At 50.9% G+C, this 18,663-nt stretch carries 15 protein-coding genes and 1 pseudogene; 2 read left to right on the top strand and 14 right to left on the bottom strand.

Annotated features, from left to right (window positions below; genetic code table 11):
- Nucleotides 1-339: 339 nt before the first annotated feature.
- On the bottom strand, nucleotides 340-627 hold the full coding sequence (locus tag Q0Z94_RS07745; RefSeq protein WP_298068443.1) for a hypothetical protein: 288 nt from the start codon (nucleotides 625-627) through the stop codon (nucleotides 340-342).
- 16 nt (nucleotides 628-643) lie between these two features.
- On the opposite strand from Q0Z94_RS07745, the gene Q0Z94_RS07740 reads away from it, so the two are divergent.
- Both Q0Z94_RS07740 and Q0Z94_RS07735 read left to right on the top strand, forming a co-directional pair.
- Nucleotides 644-1,141, top strand: coding sequence for a hypothetical protein (locus Q0Z94_RS07740; protein WP_298068444.1), 498 nt, complete (start codon nucleotides 644-646; stop codon nucleotides 1,139-1,141).
- A complete protein-coding gene (locus Q0Z94_RS07735; RefSeq protein WP_298068442.1) occupies nucleotides 1,039-1,530 on the top strand; it encodes an RNA-directed DNA polymerase in 492 nt (163 codons plus the stop codon). Before Q0Z94_RS07740 ends, Q0Z94_RS07735 begins: the two co-directional genes overlap by 103 nt.
- Nucleotides 1,531-1,845: 315 nt before the next feature.
- Here the strand turns inward: Q0Z94_RS07735 and Q0Z94_RS07730 are convergent, their stop codons facing one another.
- From Q0Z94_RS07730 to Q0Z94_RS11850, 13 genes and pseudogenes are all read right to left on the bottom strand, one after another.
- On the bottom strand, nucleotides 1,846-2,016 hold the full coding sequence (locus Q0Z94_RS07730; RefSeq protein ID WP_298068441.1) for a hypothetical protein: 171 nt from the start codon (nucleotides 2,014-2,016) through the stop codon (nucleotides 1,846-1,848).
- A gap of 148 nt (nucleotides 2,017-2,164) precedes the next feature.
- A complete protein-coding gene (locus tag Q0Z94_RS07725) occupies nucleotides 2,165-2,920 on the bottom strand; it encodes a hypothetical protein (protein ID WP_298068440.1) in 756 nt (251 codons plus the stop codon).
- Complete coding sequence (gene pglZ / locus Q0Z94_RS07720) at nucleotides 2,920-4,911, bottom strand: BREX-3 system phosphatase PglZ (RefSeq protein WP_298068439.1); 1,992 nt, start codon at nucleotides 4,909-4,911, stop codon at nucleotides 2,920-2,922. Before pglZ ends, Q0Z94_RS07725 begins: the two co-directional genes overlap by 1 nt.
- The gene (locus Q0Z94_RS07715; protein WP_298068438.1) at nucleotides 4,908-7,817 is read right to left on the bottom strand and encodes a helicase-related protein; all 2,910 of its coding nucleotides are present in this window, start codon (nucleotides 7,815-7,817) and stop codon (nucleotides 4,908-4,910) included. Before Q0Z94_RS07715 ends, pglZ begins: the two co-directional genes overlap by 4 nt.
- Entirely contained in the window at nucleotides 7,814-8,503 is a 690-nt protein-coding gene (locus Q0Z94_RS07710) for an RNA ligase family protein (RefSeq protein WP_298068437.1), read from the bottom strand. The genes Q0Z94_RS07715 and Q0Z94_RS07710 overlap by 4 nt, the downstream gene beginning before the upstream one ends.
- Nucleotides 8,500-9,030 (bottom strand): hypothetical protein, encoded by a 531-nt coding sequence (locus Q0Z94_RS07705; RefSeq protein ID WP_298068436.1) that lies wholly within the window; start codon nucleotides 9,028-9,030, stop codon nucleotides 8,500-8,502. Before Q0Z94_RS07705 ends, Q0Z94_RS07710 begins: the two co-directional genes overlap by 4 nt.
- Nucleotides 9,031-9,047: 17 nt before the next feature.
- Nucleotides 9,048-10,430: a DUF3696 domain-containing protein gene (locus Q0Z94_RS07700; protein ID WP_298068435.1), complete on the bottom strand. Its 1,383-nt coding sequence runs from the start codon at nucleotides 10,428-10,430 to the stop codon at nucleotides 9,048-9,050.
- A 2-nt stretch (nucleotides 10,431-10,432) separates the two neighbouring features.
- Nucleotides 10,433-13,261, bottom strand: coding sequence for a DNA methyltransferase (locus Q0Z94_RS07695; protein WP_298068434.1), 2,829 nt, complete (start codon nucleotides 13,259-13,261; stop codon nucleotides 10,433-10,435).
- A gap of 39 nt (nucleotides 13,262-13,300) precedes the next feature.
- Entirely contained in the window at nucleotides 13,301-17,035 is a 3,735-nt protein-coding gene (locus Q0Z94_RS07690; RefSeq protein WP_298068433.1) for a DUF6079 family protein, read from the bottom strand.
- A 2-nt stretch (nucleotides 17,036-17,037) separates the two neighbouring features.
- On the bottom strand, nucleotides 17,038-17,544 hold the full coding sequence (brxF, locus tag Q0Z94_RS07685) for a BREX-3 system P-loop-containing protein BrxF (protein WP_298068432.1): 507 nt from the start codon (nucleotides 17,542-17,544) through the stop codon (nucleotides 17,038-17,040).
- A gap of 63 nt (nucleotides 17,545-17,607) precedes the next feature.
- Entirely contained in the window at nucleotides 17,608-17,742 is a 135-nt protein-coding gene (locus Q0Z94_RS07680; protein ID WP_298068431.1) for an excisionase family DNA-binding protein, read from the bottom strand.
- Between the two features lie 62 nt (nucleotides 17,743-17,804).
- Nucleotides 17,805-18,471: pseudogene (locus Q0Z94_RS11855) on the bottom strand (recombinase family protein).
- Nucleotides 18,472-18,529: 58 nt separating this feature from the next.
- Nucleotides 18,530-18,663 (bottom strand): transposase (locus Q0Z94_RS11850; RefSeq protein WP_366517591.1); only part of this gene is annotated, 134 nt, incomplete at its 5' end.

Below are 18,663 nucleotides of genomic sequence, written 5' to 3'. Positions count from 1 at the left end.
AATCCACATTCCTTACATTTATAACGTTGAACTCCAGCGACAAACCCATTTTTAACAAATGCCTCAGAACCACATTTACGGCAATGCATCTCGGTACCCTCCGTTTTTTTGAAGGATAGCATAATTTCAAACATTTGTCATTATAAAAGTCAGTGTCTCCCCCTCCTTTTTCAATTCCCTTTTCAGGTAGTTTGTGGTACCTCAAGAAAGTTCTATCTCTTAGGGGAAACGAGCATACCAGTGGCATTTCCGGAACTGGAGCGAAAACGGTACAAACCCTTTGCAGATACTCTGGCCGAGGTAACACTGGCAGAATATGCTGGGATGAGGTCGGACTTCTCAGGGCAGGTGGTTCAGCATGGCGTCATAGGCGGCCAGGATGCGTTCCTTAGTGCGATAGCTGCCATACGCCGCCTCGTCCTTCCTCCTCACGATGGGGAAGGTGTCCATGATGTAGTCCACGGCATGGCGCGGCGTGGGGAAGTCGGCGGTGAGGGCGGCGCAGGGCTTCCAGCTTCCGTCCCTGCGGGCGGGCAGGTAGATGTGGAAGAAGGCCGCGTCCAGTTCGGCGCGAAGTGCTGCGCTCCCGCGCGGCCGGTAGCTCAGGCAAACGCGGCACGGGAGCACCCGAAAGGTGGAAACCGTGCCGAAAACTGCCCTGAATCTCTGGCCCCGCGTCCTGGAATGGGAAAACCTGCTTATGGCAGCGCGGGAAGCCTCCCGCAGCAAGAGATACCACAGTGAAGTCATGCGCTTCAACGCTCGGCTGGAAGAAAACCTGCTGCGTATCCGGCGGCTTCTGCTGGCAGGGGAATGGAGACCGGGGCCGTACCGGGAATTTGAGGTCTTTGAGCCGAAAAGGCGCGTGATCCATGCTCCCTGCTTTGCGGACTGCGTGCTGCATCACGCCCTGGTGCAGGTCATCGGTCCGTATTTCGAGCGAAGGTTCATTGCGCAGAGTTTTGCTTGTCGTGCGAGCAAGGGGACACACGCCGCCAGCGAGTATCTTTCTTCCATGCTCCGTTCGGCGGAGGATCGGTGGGACTCCGTGTACGTCCTCAAGGCCGATGTGACCAAATATTTTTATTCCATAGACCACGACATCCTACTGCGCCTCGCGGCCTGCCGCTGGGCGAGCTGACCAGCCAGCTGCTTGCCAACGTCTACCTGGATCAGCTTGACCATTTCATCAAGGATACCCTGGGCGTGCGTTATTATGTGCGCTATATGGATGACTTCATGCTGCTGCACCGCGACAAGGCCGAGCTGTGGCGGCTGCTGGCGGAAATCCGGGACTTTTTGGCCTATGAACTCCGCTTGAACCTGAACAACAAAACGCGGGTATTTCCGGCGTCTCATGGCGTGGACTTCGCTGGATACCGGCACTGGGCAAGCCACAAGCTGCCGCGCAAGCGCAACGTGCGCCGGGCACGAAAGAGGTTTTTTGCGGGCTTGTCAAGATGCTACGCGGCGGGCGTGTCGATCTGGATACCGTGCGCTGCTGCGTGGCCAGCTTTGTGGGCTACATGAAGCATTGCAAGGGCTGGAAGAGTGCGGAAAGCACTTTGAACAGCCTCATCCTGATCAAGAACAGCGGTAAGCGTGGCAAGGAATAACGGACAAAAACCTTGCACAGAGCGCACTTAAAATCTTAACTCAAAAAACGTGCCAAAGCAGAAAAAATGCGCTGGCACGTTCTCATTTCTCATGCGGAAGATTCTCATTTCTCGTGCGCCCTCACAGGAACATACCGGAGGGGTATTCTGGGCTATGCTCTTCTCACTGAGGCAACAAATAGCTCACGTAAGGGAGTGTCTTAGCCCATTCCTAACCATTTCCTAACAATTATCCGGGTTCGACAAGAATAAAATTTTCCGCCTCAATGCCATCTTGTAGAAATACCTCTGGAATTTCTTCTTCGCTAATATCTTCAAGTAAAAGAGCTGCTTTTGCTTGTTTAAAGGCAACAAGCCACGGCCTTACCAAAACCAATGGCAGAGTAAAATTGTGCGGCAAATACGCGCACGGCTTCGTCCCCGACAGCGTCTTTCATGCCAATAGCACCTTCTATAAAGCTGACAGCGGATTTCGCTTGAGGACATGAAAAACAAGAATCGTATATTTTTAGTCCAAAAATCCAAGGCAGTCACGTCCCATCCATGATTTACTTGCCCTTCAATTTCAACAAGTCATCGTCTAGTCCATAGCGAACCACCTCGATTCGGTCACTGCGTTGAGACACAAAAGCCCCGGTCATCACGGGGAGCTGGAATGGGAAGAATGCCGGGTTGTTCAGGAGCAGTCCCAATGCAGCTTTAGCCTCTGGAGTAGCCAGGAGGGCAGATTCGAACATCAAAATGGCCAGATTTGGTTCAGCAATGCTCACCGGAGCGGCTTTCTCATAGCAGCCCATGCTCTGGGAATCCCTCAGGACTTTCCAAGCGACAAAGGAACGGATGACGAACTGAGCATAGCGGCTGACGGTTTGCCGGTCGCCATACTGTTCCTTCAGGCGCTTGATGATCTGGGTCTGGGTCAGCTGATCCTGTAAGGTCAGCAAACGGCCGATCTGGCTGGCCACGTTGAACCAGAAAGGGTAGACCGCCGAAACCATCCCCCAGTGAACCGCCAGAGCCATGTACGGGGTTTCTCGCAGAAAAGCCAGCGAGGCATCACGGAACGAGATCAACTCAGGATCAGGGGATACCCAGATTTTCATCAGGTTGTTGACCACGAAGGTTCGGGTCTGATCGCTTCGTTCACCCTTTAATCCATTGCCTTTTTTGTCCGCAAGAAATTCATGGAGCTCTTGGCGGATGGTTTTGGCGTCAAGTCCCGCCAGCAGCAGATTGACTGTCTTCTGCATCCACTCAAAGCGGATTGCCTGCTTGATACCAATGGCTTCATGCCGTTTACCCATCACCGTGTTCTCCTTTCAAACTTCACAAGGGGCACGATGACTTCTTCAATAGATACACCGCCATGACCTACGATGGTATCTCCTGGGGTCACGAAGGCATCGTGCCCACCGGCCACCAGCGGGAAATAGTTCGCAGGCAGCCCAACAGGCTGCCACTGGTGGGCAAACGGAAAGGCCTCAGCCACCTGAACGCGAAGTTCCGGCGTGGGATAGATACGAACCCGCTCGCCGCGAGTTTCAGCAAGCACACCTTCAAATGGACGCCCTTTCCCTTCACATTGAATGTTGCCGTGATCGGACGTCAGCCAGACAGCATAACCGTAATCTAATAGTTTGCCGACCATGTCGGAAAGAAATCCTCTATGACACCACTGCTTGATCTGATTATGCATCCCGGCAGCGCCGAGTTGCATGCCGTGCATGATTTTGTCGACCTTGTCCACGACCAGCCCTACCACTTTGGTCTTCCCTGGGTAGATTGCCGAGTCGAGAACGCCTACAGCATCACCGTTGCCGAGGCCACGCTGATAGGCTACATCGAGCCGGGATAGCCCATGACCTTCCCAGAACTGTTTCCAGAGTTTCTCTTCACTGTTGGTCGAGTTGATGGATGACGGGAAATAGAATGGCGGCTTGCCTGAGAAGAGCGTCTGCCGCGATACTGAGGTCAGTGTCGGAATCCAGGCAAAGGCCGAGGATTCGCGCATGACGAGTTCAGCATCCTGCTTTTGCAGAACCTGACGAATAGTCACCCACTGATCCAAAGCCAAGCCATCGACCACGATTAGCGCGGCACGGTTGCTGCCTGAGTCCTCAATATCCCTTGCCAAGCGGCGCGGCACATGATGCAGCATGGCTGGATTGGTCGGCGGCAGATTGATCAAACTGGCGTATTGATCCGCCAGCCAACTCACAAAAGTTATGTTCAGTACATCGCCGACTTCTCTGAGCCTGGTCTGGTACTCAGTGCTGTCGCCGCAGTAAACGAGAGAAGAAAGTTCGGCCCATTTCAATGCAAAGACGAGCCAGTCCGAATATCGTGCTTCCGCAGCGGGCAGATTCTTTTCAACAAGATCAAACATACGGGAAATCCGAAGCGCGTCATCGTCCGCGTCGGATGTAACGATGCCGCTGCGAATCCAGGACCCGGCATCCACGTCAATACCTTTGGCCTCGACAGGGGTGAGTTTTCCCTCCAGAAACAAATTGTCGATGTAGACTTTGATGTCCTGATGGTCGAACGGCAGACAAGACGGACCGCGATACCTGAGACCATCCAGCGAATTTTCCCGTACATAGTTGACGCTACCGAGCCTGGAAAGAAAAAGCGGCCAGCGTTCCTGCAAAAAGGCAAAGAATGCCTCATCGTCCGGAATGATCTCAGAAAGCGGCCAATTTTTGAACCTATCATGGCTTTCGAGAACTTGGATGAGCCGTTCAGCCAGCATCATCGGGATTTGAAGCTTGCAGTAATGCAGGTGAAGCAAGGTGTGGAGCAGCGCTGCTTCATTGTCGATCAGTTCCGGTGCAATGCCGAATACATGACGGAGAATGAAATCCTTGGTGGCGTTGTCACCCATGCGATCCGGCTGAGACTTGCACTGGGCATCAAAGAGCGTGTCCAACAGGCTCCGGTCGAGCTTCTCGATAACAGGGTAGCTCAGATTAGGAAAAAGCTCCCCCAGATTGAATGACAGTTTTCGGCCTGCCTGAAGCAGATCGTAGGGCAGTGCCTCCAGTTCCACATCCTGCAAGCGAAGAACTACTACCAGATCGGTATGTTCGCCCCGCTCCCCGATTGAACGGTACCTGGACTCATAGGCGTATCTGAATTCGATGGAGTCTCTGAACTCGATGAGATCGAAGCCCCGTCCGCGAAGCTCCAGCGCCAGTTTTTCCTCAGTCAGCAGACAATCCGGATCCGCGACCAGCGTCAGCTTACTGACGTTCGGTACAAAATCGTTCAGAATGGCATCTCGCCAACTCTTCATTGCGCGTCTCCCCTGATAATCCGCAGCATCAGCAGCGGCCGGATTTCCGGCACGATCTGTCTTGCTGCCTGCAGTTCGTGCCACCACTCGGATTCATCCGCATCGCAACGGGACGCCCTGAATAGCCGTACCTCCGCTAATCCAACCCGCTCAATGGCCTTACGGCGCGAGGCAAAGGAAATGAGGCCACGTTTCTCCTCGCGATCCACAGAGGCAAGATGTACCTGTTGTAATGTGCAGAACTTCTCCTGCACAGCCTGTTCGGCCCATTCCTGCAAGCGCTCATGGGCAATGATGGACTCGTCCTGGCTGAGTGCGCCACACATCTGAACTTCCGCGGTCAGCAGCGCATCCCAGATATGCCGAGCCGTGGGAAGAAACAGTTTGCCTTCCTCGCTCAGGAATACACTCATATACCCCCTACGCCTCATGGGAATGCGCAGGAGCCGTATTTTCTGGAGCATCATAGATTGAAGGCGGACTTCAAAAAGTCCCCAAAAACCGGAGATACTGGCCGGCAATCCATTCAGTCTCACACAGGGCAAAGGCTGACCAGCCACGATCTGCGGCAGATTCAGAGCCAGTCCACGGACACGACTGTTTTCAAGAGTGAGCAGAGTTGCGTCGCTCAGACGCGCCGCTTCCCGGGTATTGAACACGGCCTTGCGAATTTCCTGGCCGTCAGGCCAAGTCAGATCCCACCAGGAGCGCTTCCGGATGGCTACGCCGCCGTGAGACTTGAGATAGCCCACGGTCATCCGTTCCATCCAATAAGGCAGCGGATGGGAGCGCAGGTGCTCAGCCGCATGTATATCCTGCTTTTCTGAAATGCCGTAGAGGGCGGAGGCCTCATGCGCCAGATGAATCTCATTGCGAAGCCGGGCCATCGTGTACTCCACGGAGCTTTCAATGTCGTCAGGATTAATAATGGCTGAGGTGAACATACCCTCGAATATCTCACCGGCCAGGGCGGAATCAAGCACATCACCGGTCTTGTCGATGCCGAATTCATCGAAGATTACCGAGAGCTTCTGCTCCAGCACTTCACGGACGCGGAACTCAATCGAATCTTCAAATACGAAGTTGATTGCCCGCACCGTCCTGATCTGGCCAATACGATCCACTCGACCGATTCGCTGTTCCAGCCGCATCGGATTCCAGGGGATGTCGTAGTTGATGATGACATGGGCGAACTGCAAGTTCAGACCTTCACCCCCCGCATCGGTGGAGACCAGCACACGGTGCGATGTGCGGAAGGAGTCCTGGGCCTGTTTACGTTCCTCCATATTCATGGCTCCGCTCAAGGTGACGACCGGGATTCCCCGGGCGTCCAGAAACTCTTTCAGCATCTGCTGTGTCGGCACGAACTCGGTGAAGATCAACACTTTCAGATCCGGCTCGTTTTCCTCGGCCTGCAATTCGTAGATCCATTCGAGCAACGCCTCGGCCTTGGCGTCCGGTCCGGCCTGTTCGCATTGAAGCGCTGCATCAAGCAGGGTCTTCACATGGCTGCCTTCATTCTGGAGAGCCGAGATCTGAGATTTCAGCAGATCGTCAAGCAGTTCCTGACCATCCATGTCGTACAGTTCGGCTATTTCGTCGAAGTTTTCCGAGCCATCCGCGCTGTTTTCCAGCTCCGTCAGGCGCATATTGGCCTGCTGTTTGCCCTCCCTGAGGACTGTAAGCCGACGCTCCAAAGTGGTACGGATCGCCCGTGTGCTGGAGACAACCAGGCGCTGCATCAGGATCATCAAAAAGCCAATGTGATGCTTCTTCTCACGCAGGGCCTGATTGTAGCCCTCGCGTACATAGTCGGTCACAGCTTCATAGAGGAGCTGCTGCAGGTGATGACGCTTTTCCCAAGCCACCGGAACCATCTGCGTTCGCCGAGGTTTAAAGAGCGGCTTGCCATCGGCATCAATGGCTTTGCGTTTTTCGGTGCGGATGATATACGGAGCCACCCGCTCTCGGGAGACGCTGTCCATGTCTGGAAAGGTCTCTGCATCAAGCAGGTTCATCAGACGATGAAAGGCATCGGTCTTGCCCTGATGGGGAGTAGCCGAAAGGAGCAGCACATAAGGCGCAGCCTCCGCCAGCCCCTTGCCGAGTTTGTAACGGGCGACCTGATCACTGCTACCACCCAGTCGGTGTGCTTCATCCACCACCACCAAGTCCCAGCCGGCGGTAATCAGATCCTCGAACCGACTGCGGTTGTAGTCAGCAACGCGCTCGGCGGTCCAACCGCGCCGCTTGCCCATGGGCTTGACCGAATCCAGAGAGACAATGACCTGATCGAACATTGACCATGCTGAGTTACGCGGATTCGCCCCAGAAGTCAGGCGCTGCAGCGTACTGATGTCGTCGCCCAGCACAAGCTGGAACTGTTCGTTGAAGCGCGTCTGCATTTCCGTCACCCACTGGGGGGCAATGCCTTTAGGAGCAACGATCAAGATTCGCCGAACCAGTCCGCGCAGCTTGAGCTCGCGCATGATCAGTCCGGCCTCGATGGTCTTACCAAGGCCCACCTCGTCGGCCAGCAGGTAACGTACGCGGTCGCCGGAGATGGCACGGGACAAGGCATGGAGCTGATGCGGCAGAGGAATAACGTTGGATTCCATGGGAGCCAGAAGCACATGGCCATCGGCTGTGCCGCTGGCCCCTTCCAGCACTTCGGCCACCTTGGCAGCGGATGACACATAGGCAATGTGTCCGATCTCGATCTCCGGCCGCAAGTCGGCACTCAGCGACCGCAAAGCTGAACGGGGCACGAGCACAACTGCGTTCTGATTCGGCAACCAGATGCGACACACCGTCTGCCCCCACAAGGACTTTTCTTCAATGACCTTGCAGGCATTGTTATGAATTGTGCTGTATTGCCAACTCTGACTGCTGAGGTGAGACTTCATCCTTGCAACTCCGAGTTCAACCGATTCGGCCTGATGGCGGAGCGCGTCCAGTGCTTCTCCACAGCTTGGATAAACGCTGGTCGAACCAATTTAGCCCGTTGGGCCAGCCAATCTCCTTGATCAACTCGGAGATAGATTCCTTCCGCAGGCTGATCGCTAAATTTTGAGACAGATAGGAGTTTTTGAATTTCTGGATAAGTGAAGCGCCCGCGTGCGAGAATAGGAACTTGGGAAATACACATTTCCCTTAAAATAGCATCCCGACGTTCCGAAGAAAGAAACCTGGCAAACCGTTTATCGTAAATATCGAAACCAAGGAACCAGTCAGGCAAACGATCATAAGAAATCGAGTGCTGGGCATAGCACCATTCTCCGAAAAGTATGAACTGGGCGGAAAGAATCTCAAACAGCATATCGATCCGGGGGGCCAGCCAGTCGCCAAGTTTTTTCCACTGTCCTGATCCAGGCAAGTACAGATATGCACCTCGGTTCTGTACTCGAATACTTCCTTCCAAATCAAAAGAGATTCCCAGATTTGCGCCATCTACCTTTTCTTCGACAACAAGACTATGCCGTAGGAAATCAAAACGTTCTGATTCCGAAAGCACCTTATCATCTCGGATATCGACATCAGGCAACGCTGCCAGATGTGGAGTGGAAGGAAACTTGAAAAAATTGTCGTTCACGACCCGATCTTCTCCTCATATTTGGTTTTGACATATTCAGGACAGAGGAAATGAACGGTAATACCGACATCCTTCAAAGCATCTTTCCAGCCCCACCATTTGCAATCTGTGGATTGCAGAATCGGTGGTTTCTCAGGGTGAGCATTTGCGACGGCAACAAATTTTCGATCCGATATATCGAAATTTACCAATCCTTCATGCTCTGGAAATTGTTTATAGGAGTCGCCGTCCTTGGAGATAGTTACCCTCTCGGAATCAGGTAGGCTCCAGCGATGATCATGAACCCACTTCATGAAATAATCTCCGAGTCCCGGCTGACCTTTCATGGAAAGCTGTTGCCGGTATTCATTGAAAATTTCGTCACCGGCATCAATAACTAAGCCACGTTTTTCAATAACGTGCTCTATTGCCTTAACGCAGGACAATACACAATAAACCAATTCTTCAGGAATGTCGTCAGATGCAATTGCACGATTCGCCATCTTTGGAACATTTGTGTCCACAAGACATTTATCTGGAAAACTCATTTGACTAACTCCCGCTTTCATGTGTTCTGTTGCATTCGCTTTTTCAAGGCTGCTTTAGCATGTTCAGCGATGTCACCCATCTCATCACCAAAAAAATTTTCCGGCCAATTTTTAATATTGCCGAACACGTCAATTTGTAGAGGTTCAAGTGTAGCAGGTGTCTTAGAATTATTAGCGAAATAAACAGATACTTCTTTTTGTGAAATAGCATCTTCGGCAATTCGCCTCTGCAACCGGCGCAGGAAATGCTCAGAATGGGTTTCAATGACTACTTGAATGTTTCTATCGTTCCCATTTTCTCTGGAGTTGATCACTTCAATTATCACATCGGCCAACGCAGACTGAGCACTTGGGTGCAGGTGAATTTCCGGTTGCTCCATAAGGATAATCGAACCCGCAGGAGCATAAAAGCACTGCACAAGAACCGGCAGAACTTGCGAAATGCCAAAACCGACGTCCGGAAGATCCACCCAATCCCCTGATCCTTTGGTGCGAACCTTAACCTCATAGTCCTGCCTCTGTTTGGATATGGGGCTGACCCTAAACTCTTCGATAAGTCCCATTTCCTTAAACTTGAGGGCAATAATTTCCTCAAACTGCTTTGCCGGCCTCCTGTAACCTAGACTAATTTTTCGGTCTCGTGCTGCCAGAATTGCTGCAATAGTGTTTTCGCCTGCAAAACCAACGCTTTCTGGAGCGATACCACTCCAAGTATAAAGCCTTTCCGCCTTGGTTCTAAGCGGTCCCAGATAATAGATTGAGCTAAATAGTTTTTCATGCGCAAAATTCAAAGACTGAACGAACTCAGCATTTTGATAATAGGCGACCACCTCGTCAGGGAAACCATAAAATCGAACAACATCTTTTAGAGCCCAAACACGCATCTTCTTTCTAACAAGTTTGTATTGCTCTGCTAATACGGTATATTCATTTTTATTGGATTTTCGTGAAAAATTAATGGAAAGAGACTGCATATTATTGTCGAGAAGACGATATTGGAACTCTGCGACCTGGAGTAAATTCTTCCTTGCGTCGCTTAATTCGATCTCGGCACTAAAATCCAATTCATTTCCAGAAAAAGTCTTGTCTGACAGGAGGTCTTTAAACTTCAAGCTTTCCATCAATGACCATCTGTAATCAAAGGCAATTTTGTTTTTCGGATCACGATGAAAAACCATTTCTTGATAGGAACCAAGCTGAACAGCTGAGCTTTTTCCACCTGGGTAAAACACGGCTTTCCGATCCGGTGATTCAACGGTCTGTTTCAGCATGATCAGGAACTGACCGATGCTGGATTTACCGGAACTGTTAGCACCGAAAAATAGCGAAATGGGCGCCAGACGAATAGTGCCGGTATCCTTCCACCCTTTGAAATTCTGTATTCGTAATTCCTTAAGCATACTTATTCGCCTCCCATCCTGGTTACTGCCTGGTCGTACCACATGAGCAACTTGGGATCTTCTTCCATGACATTAGTAGGAAGTTTTTCAGCCACGGCAATGATAACGGCGTAGTCGCGTTCCTGCCAGGCTTTCTTGAAGCCGGCGCGGACAGCTTCAAGACGGAATACCTTGAGTTTCTTTTGGGCCTCTTTGTATTCCTCGAACTCCTTGAGCAACGCTTTTTCACGCAGCTTCTCCAAGTCTCCCGCCTTGCGAGGATCGGGTACATACCAACGGTCACGAGCCTTGGCGACCAGGGTCGGATCATCCTTGGGCAGATTACGCAGCTCTTTCCAGTTGGTGGCAAGGTAGGCGTGTATCTGCTCGGGCACTGGTCCTTTGCCATCATAGCGCAAGAAGTTTTGCTCGAGGAGAGTGGAAAGCTCTAAAGGTATTTCCATCTTACTCCAAGCTCTTTGAGCCTCCTGAATAAAGTGAGGATGTATCTCTTGAAATGTCTGCGGCTTTTCCTTGATATTTCGGCGGAGCCATTCAATTGCAGATGCTTCGTCAGAAACAAACAGAGATAATTGTTCAACAGCTTTTACACTTATTCGTTTTTTGTCATACTCAGCTGTCTGTTCAAGCAATAAATACATCCCATCTCTTTCAGCAAATCGCTGAGATAGTCCTTTGTAAAAATCACTTGCAGACAGAGGCACAGAGACTCCTCTCTGGACATGAAAGGCAACCATTCTGTCAAACAAGAGATAGTTTAACCTCTCGGCAATGATTTCCATTTTTCCAGATTTGACCACAGAGACCGGTAGTTGCGAAAGGTGATTTCTAATGAAATCCCAAACACCAGCTTCTGTTCCAGCAGTCAATTTAAATCGCTCTTCAAGTGCTCCCTTAGGCTTGTAAGCAGAAATAATTAAATCTTGGTTAACTGTTCCACTAATATTCGTATCTTGGTGAATAGTTTTCTGTTTTTTATCTAGTGTTGCAACATGAGCGATCACAAACCCTGCCCTACCTATGGCCTCTTGGATTGCATTCCATACAGATGCTTTTGAATTATGAAATTCTACTGTCATCCATTTCCCGGACTTAAGAATTCTGTAATATTCAGAGAAAGCCTTTGACATCATGTTGGTGTACACCAGTAGAGATTTTCCAGCAACCTCGTTAACAACAGCATCAGAATCTCCGCTAGATTTTACACCAAGGAAACTCTCCAAACCAAAATTTAGTTCTGAATATTGGATATTATGACCAAAAGGTGGATCAGTAAAAATATAATCAACAGATGATGTTTGAATATTTATCAAATTTAATGATGATCCGGTATTAATAATAGAGCGATTATTTTCTCTAAAACTGCTACTTTGAAGTGCAGAGAGGATATCTTTCTGTTTATCATTCATCAATCGTAAAATATTCATTTCACAAAATATATTAGGAAGATATAAACAGTTAGTCATCGGTCCATTCACACGACCTTGCGGATTATACTTATTAATTATGAATCTATTCCGCTTTGTTGCATTTCTGTCAGCAAAAGAAGTGAATAGAAAAAGAAGAGAAATTCTTTCCTTATAGTCAAAATCACCTTTTTTTATTGCATTTAAAATCTTTGCTAGGGCAATAATCGTTCGTTTAGTATAAAAATGATGGAGATGAGTTACCCCTTTATCTTCAAAAGCATCTCTGTGCCACCTATCGCCTTTTGGCATTTCGACAATTGGAAAATTGGATAAAACATCATCTACAGTTATCGCTCTCAATTTTTTTTCATCTCCGGCACTCCAAACTTTTTGGAGTTTTTTCTTGCCAGAAGGTATATAGCTAATCATCACTGGCTTTTGCTTAAATATTTTAATAGGGAGATTAGTCAGTATATCTATTGTTGTCTCATAGGACCTTTGCAATGATCTAGTCGACTGTTCAGCGTTGCAATGAGGACAAGTAAAAAATTTTTTAGCTTCTCCTTTATCAAAATCAACACCAACATCCCAGTAAACAAACTCATGAAAGCACTCTGTACATATATATACATCACTCCATACAACATAATTAATTACACCACATCGTGATCCATCATCAGTATAGGCTATATAAATATCAGATTCAATATCCGAAACTTTTTTTAATAATTTTTTATAAGCATTATTAAATTTTGTACTATTTATTATATTATTTAGACTATTTGATATAAATGTTGCAATAGGAGACAAATCCGTAAGAATAGCTTTTCTTTCTCCAAGTTTTGAAATTGCATTTTCTTCATCATTAAAAATAGAACTGTCACCCAAGACACGATAACCTAATGACTGTACAGCCTCTTTACTACCGCACATTTGCGCAGCTACACCCGTCATGCCTGTTCCGCAAAAACCATCAAACACGATATCCCCCGGCTCTGTGTAATGGAGAATATAGCGCATAATAGCCTTGTGCGGCACCTTGGTATGGTAGGAATGTGCGTTGTAGATAGGATCGTTCTTCCCCTCGCTGACATCAGCCGCAAAAGGTTCACGGTGGTAGTGATAACCTTCTGGCTGCTTCGGCTTCTGAGCTTCCCACTCAGCAATGAAGTCGGCAATCCACGGATTCGGACAGGCGGTATAGTACGGCGGATCACTTAAATTCAAGATGTCCTCATCGCTGCCGATGGGAAAGCCTTCGATGCTGCGGAATTCCGGGTCCTGGAGCTTTTTGCGCAGTTCCTCGGTAAAATAGGCGCGGCGGGCCTCATCATCTTTAAAGGTCATGCCGAGACAAGTCACCGGGCCGGAGGGCTTCTGCGGAGCTTCAGTCAGCGAGCCTAGCAGACGGACTTCTTTCATTTTCGTCATCCTTGACTTTCGTCTGGTGTCTTCGTTTAGTCACTCTTCTATGACGATCCGTACCTTGGCCGGATCCTTGCCCTTGGTGAGCTGATCGACGTAGGCCTCAAAGCGTTTTTTCATCTCCGTCGGTGTAGCTGGGCCGTCGGACGACTCCAGGGCATGCTGCAGCTCCCGCGTCTTGACGGTGACCCTGACGAGGCCGGAGAGCACTTCCTTCAGCGCATGGACAACGTTGCTGTTCAGCGGCACCGGCAGTTCCCTGGATTTAATGAAGTCTTCCAGCTGATCGCGGTCATCGACCTTCAAAAGATCCATGTTGGTTTGGGTGATTGGGTCTTCCAAATTGCTGAGGATGGTGGAGGTCCAGGCATTCACCATAGTGTCGAGTTGGGCATCCATCTGATCGATCACCTGTGCGCCTGCTGCCAGGCAGTTTTCCACAGAAGGCCGGAATCCGCAATGCGGACAGATGGGCGACGCATCGAGGTCCTGATCGGTCAGGGCGAAGCAGCTTTTCAGTCCTGCCAGACGGGTCTGGTAATCAGTGAGCTGCAGCCGGGGCATCAGGTCGATACCGGCCAGCTTGACCAAGGTTTGCAGCCGCTGATCGCTGAGCAATCCAGCCTTGCGTTTGTCGTCGTTCACGCCTAGCCGGGCCTTGGTGTGAAGGCCGATGTAGATAGAAATATACTCCTTCTTCAGCCCTTGCAATTTGCCCCCGATGCTTTGGGACTGGCTGGACAGATTTGTCAGGTTGGTCTGCTTGAGAACATCCAGCACCTTCTGCCGGATGTTTTTCATGCGCTTCACCCATTCATGGTCAGCGGGCAACACGGCTTCTGCGGTGGAGAGCCATGACACTGTCGGGCTGAAATCCATGATAAACTCACGCAGGGTATCCAGCTCATCTAGTATCTTCACAGCCTTTTCATGGGCCAGCACTTCGGGAGCGCTGTAGCGGAAATTTTTTAACTTGCCCGGAGAGGAGTAAACCTGCAGCGATTCAAAGAACTCCTTGGCCTCGTCCAGTCCATCGACCTGGCTGGACAGATCTGTGCCCGTGAGCAGATCCATTCCCCAGAAGGCGAGTCCTTCGCGCAGAGTCTGCCGAGTCATGACGATACGCTTGACGATTTTGCCCACCGTCTGCTGGAGGTCCTGCACAGGCTCGTCCTTACCTTGGGCGACAAGCTGGGCCATGCCCGGTGCCATGCCGAGCAGCTCGAACAGTGCCTTGAGTGCTGGAAGATTCCATTCCTTGGGCTGCTCCAGGTGTTTGAAACGGATCAGCTCGTCTATGCCGGTAGCGGCCAGCTGCTGCAATCCTGTGGCGTCGAATTTTTTTCCAGGGATGGCAAGCACGATGTCGCCGGAGTAGACCAACGCCGCCACCAGCACACTCACCCATTCGGGTTCCAAGCGTAAACCACCTTGGTTCATGTATTCCAGTCCGTGGTTGTCCTGAATGATCTCGCTGCGGTTGACCACCTGACCATTCCCCTTGGCCTTGACGGCATTGAGGATGAACTGGGTGTACTTCGACTTGTAGGGGGTGAGCCTTTCGCCGTCCAGCAGCTCCAGTGCATCCAGCACTGCGGTTGCCTGCTTGGTACGATGCTGCCCGGCGATGGCCCGCAGGGCGTCCTGCGCGGCCTGGGCACGATTGCTGCCAGTGATCAGAACCGAAAAGAATGGATAGCCCGGGGCCTGATTCTCGAAGTTCGGAGCCAGGCAAATCCCGGCGATAGTGTTGATCAAGTCGCGGAAGTTAATGGTCTCGTAGGGCGACAGGCCGGACAGATCGCGGATGGATTTGCCCTTGGCCCATTCGGTCATCGACTTGGTGCGCCCCTGATAGGTAACCTCAAAGGCATTGCTCATGTGCTTCTGCAGCCACTGAACCAGTTTTCTCAGGAAGTCGTTGGCTTTTGATTCATAGGTAGCCTTGGCGTGCCCCGAGGAGGTAGCGGCAAGATCCAGCGCCGCAGCGTAGTTTTTCAGTGCGGTCTGAAATTCCTCATCGGTGTTTTTCAGGCGAAAGAAGAGCTCATCATTGGCCTTATCATCCTTAAAGCGCGGCGGATCGTTGGGCTGGATGAAATAGAGGTAAAAATCCCGCTGTGGCACAGCGGTGGAACGCTCGTTGGGAGCGCCGAAAAAGAGATAGCCGGTGCGCGTCGTATTGTGCTCCTGCCAGACCAGCTCGTGCTGCCAGATCTTGTAGCCAGTGACATAGGTAGCGTCCTGGCATTCCATGACCCGTTTGAGCGCTTCGTAATAAAAGCGGTCGAGTTGAGCCTGCCCTAAGCTTTCGGCTCGTTTGTCGATCAACGCGTCGAAGTCGTCGGTTTTTTTGAGGTCGAGATAGAACTGACGGTTGTCGGCATTAAAGGAGATGAACTGGCCACTGACCGTTTTGTGAATCTCCCGCAAAACCGTTTCCACGTGTGTCTGCAGATCCTTATCGGGTTCATCGCTGCCCAGCTCGGCTATCAGCGGTTCGAACAGGCAGAGTCGATCGCGCAGCTCTTCGGCGGTCGCCCCCATGGGGGCATAGATGTCGCCAGTGGTGAGGCGGTGGACGGACAGCGCATGGATCAGCCGCAGCGCCATCGGCTTGTATTGCTTACGGGTAATGGCGTTTTCGATCCGGGATTCCAGCACCTGGCTGCAATCAATGACTGCCCGGATCTCAGGAATCGCACGAAAAGAAGGATTCTGCTTAAGAGTATTCCAGTAGCTGTCGAAGGCGATCAGGCCAGGTTCGTTCTGCGGCACATCCTTACCGAGAATAGCTTTCATGCTCATAGACAAAGTCTTGAGCACCTCGCGCTTTTCCACCACGGTGACCCGTTCAAAAGTATCGATGTAATCGGGATGCACTGGAAAGAGTCGAACGAACTCGTCCATGCGCTCGTTGAGCCCGCCGTAGTATTTGGCAAACGGCATCAAATAGTTGCGGATTTTGGCTTGCTGTTCGGTGGTCTTTTTGAGCAGACGCTCGGCTACGACGAACTTCACGTCGCTGCGGGCAATGAGAATTTGCTCAAAACGGTCCTTCACCCGGCGGATGCTGTCAGCGACGAAGGCAAAACGTGGACTGTCGAAGATGGCTTCCTGGACGCCGGCCATAAAACGGAAGCGCAGATCCTTACAGACCTCGCCTATCTCGCGCAGAAAGTTGAGATCGAGGATCAGTTCCTGATCCTTGCGTGTACGCAGGTAGTCGAGCAGCTCGTCAACCACCAGCAACAGGCCGTGATCGGGAAAGACTTCGCCAAATTTAGTCATCATGTCTTCGAAAGCCCGTTTATGACTTGTGATGGTCCCGGATTCAGGGAACACATAGTCCACACCGAGCTTTTCGAGATGCTCTTCCAGTTCGGCCACCAGGATGTCGCGCAGGGACATGGTGGTGGCTCCTATTTCAGTACGAATAACCTTGAATCGACCGGCAATCTGAGATGCCGCATGGCGGACACCGGCGTGGTTCAGCTCTTTCTGCAGGGAGGCGTCTGCGGCAAGACTGGAGATCACCGACAGCAAGTGAGACTTACCAGTGCCGTAGTTACCGACAACCAGCAAGCCTTTGTTGTCAACCGGCTGATCAAACTGCAGCTGAGGAATGACAAGCTGAATAAACCGTTCAGCCATTTCCTCAGAAATGACATAGGTGTTCACGAGTGTGTGCGCGGCGCTCGCTTTGTCCGCATCACGCAGCTGAACAACGGACTCTATCGGGTCGAATTGGATAAGGTCTCCGTATTTCATGTTTATTCTGCCTTTCTATTGTTTGCCGAATCACCTGCAGTCGTGCCATCCATGCCCACAATCAGAGCCTCGACCGATTCATAACTGTGGTACTCAGGATGGCCGCTTTCTGCGTACAAGAGCCTCCCGGAATTTATGTTTCCGTTCCATGAAGCCAGCACGACCCGATTTCTTGAAATGGCCTGCAGCAGTCGCAAGGGATCCTGACGGAGATTCTTGTCGAAGAGGATCTCGAGATTATCCATCACCACCGGTGACTGAGCACGCGCCACGATTTGCTCGAGGATACCCGCCAGCCGAAGTGACCGCTGCTTTGCCGTCAGCTCCAGCAGTTCTCCTGAAAGCAACAGATTGACATTGACGATGGATGAACCGAACTCCTCGGCAACTTCCCGAAGGACGCCGGTCTTGCCGGAACCGGTCTCTCCCACCAGCAATACTAGGCGGTAATACAGTCCTTCGGCTGCTTGAACAGCTCGCTTTATCTTGTCGAGAATCGGTTCGGCCATGGTTACCCCTTACTACTCGGTGTCCGGCTTATCAGATTTATCAGCCGCGCCGCCGGAACGGATCTAATCGTCCAGTTCGTCTTGTTTAGACATCCAGCGACGGCCAATGCGATGACCGGGCATGACCCGTTGCTCTATCACCTTATAAATCGTCTCGCTGCTCACATTCAGATATGTGCAAATGTCATCGACCGTCAACTATCGCTCATCCATAATCTTCGTCCTGCGTTCATCATGTTTTCGGTAAAAGCCCGAAGGTCTCAGGGAAAGCCAAATCTGGACATAGCGCCGCAATTTCTTTTTCCCTCACAAAAAATACATTGGGCATGATTTTTCTGCAAGTTTCCTGTCTTTCGGTAAAACGTACTTTGGGATATCCGGCATCTTCTAGCCGCTTCCAGACCTGAGAGGCGGCCATCAAGCCAGAGGTTACAATTTTCCAGAAAGTTGTCCGGCAAGGGTTTAACCTCACGGCCAAAGCATACGCCACGCTGTTTGGCCGCTGCAATACCTTGGGCTTGTCTGTTGCGGATATTCTCGCGTTCATTCTGAGCCACAAAGGAAAGCACCTGCAGGACAAGATCGGCAATGAAGGTGCCGAGCAGGTTTTTGTCCCGCCTAGTGTCGAGCAAGGGCATATCGAGGACGAGGATGTCCACACCGCTTTTCCTTGGTCAGAACACGCCACTGTTCCAAAATTTCCTCATAGTTTCTGCCAAGCCGATCAATACTGGTGATGCAGAGTTGGTCTCCCGTCCTGAGCCGTTTGAGCATGGTCTGATACTGCGGGCGCTGAAAATCCTTACCCGACATTTTGTCCATGAAAATGTGCCCTGACGGTATGCCCTGCTGTTCAAGAGCGATACGCTGACGGCTCTCGTTCTGATCCACGCTGGATACACGGATGTAGCCATAAATTTTTGCCATGACGATTTGGTCTGCCCCCTGTCAAGTAGACATCTAAAAAGCCCCTGCGGCATTGATTCTAAGCAGTTGATTCCCCTTTTCTGGCTTTACTAACCCAAGAGCGAAGAGTCTTGGCATCCTTTATGCCGAGTTCTTCCGTAACCTGGCGATATGATTTGCCATCCTGCAAATACTGCCGTACTGCATCCTCTT

It is taken from the genome of uncultured Mailhella sp., from assembly GCF_947631555.1.
Lineage (GTDB): Bacteria > Desulfobacterota > Desulfovibrionia > Desulfovibrionales > Desulfovibrionaceae > Mailhella.
Note: the sequence above shows the minus strand (reverse complement) of the source record. Positions and strands in the feature narration are given on the sequence as shown.

Bases quoted from the DNA above. Each gene is read 5' to 3' on its own strand.
- Q0Z94_RS07705 (WP_298068436.1), bottom strand. From the start codon at position 9,030: ATGAGTTTTCCAGATAAATGTCTTGTGGACACAAATGTTCCAAAGATG.
- brxF (WP_298068432.1), bottom strand. From the start codon at position 17,544: ATGGCCGAACCGATTCTCGACAAGATAAAGCGAGCTGTTCAAGCAGCC.
- Q0Z94_RS07700 (WP_298068435.1), bottom strand. From the start codon at position 10,430: ATGCTTAAGGAATTACGAATACAGAATTTCAAAGGGTGGAAGGATACC.
- Q0Z94_RS07690 (WP_298068433.1), bottom strand. From the start codon at position 17,035: ATGAAATACGGAGACCTTATCCAATTCGACCCGATAGAGTCCGTTGTT.
- Q0Z94_RS07695 (WP_298068434.1), bottom strand. From the start codon at position 13,261: ATGAAAGAAGTCCGTCTGCTAGGCTCGCTGACTGAAGCTCCGCAGAAG.
- pglZ (WP_298068439.1), bottom strand. From the start codon at position 4,911: ATGAAGAGTTGGCGAGATGCCATTCTGAACGATTTTGTACCGAACGTC.
- Q0Z94_RS07715 (WP_298068438.1), bottom strand. From the start codon at position 7,817: ATGAAGTCTCACCTCAGCAGTCAGAGTTGGCAATACAGCACAATTCAT.
- Q0Z94_RS07725 (WP_298068440.1), bottom strand. From the start codon at position 2,920: ATGGGTAAACGGCATGAAGCCATTGGTATCAAGCAGGCAATCCGCTTT.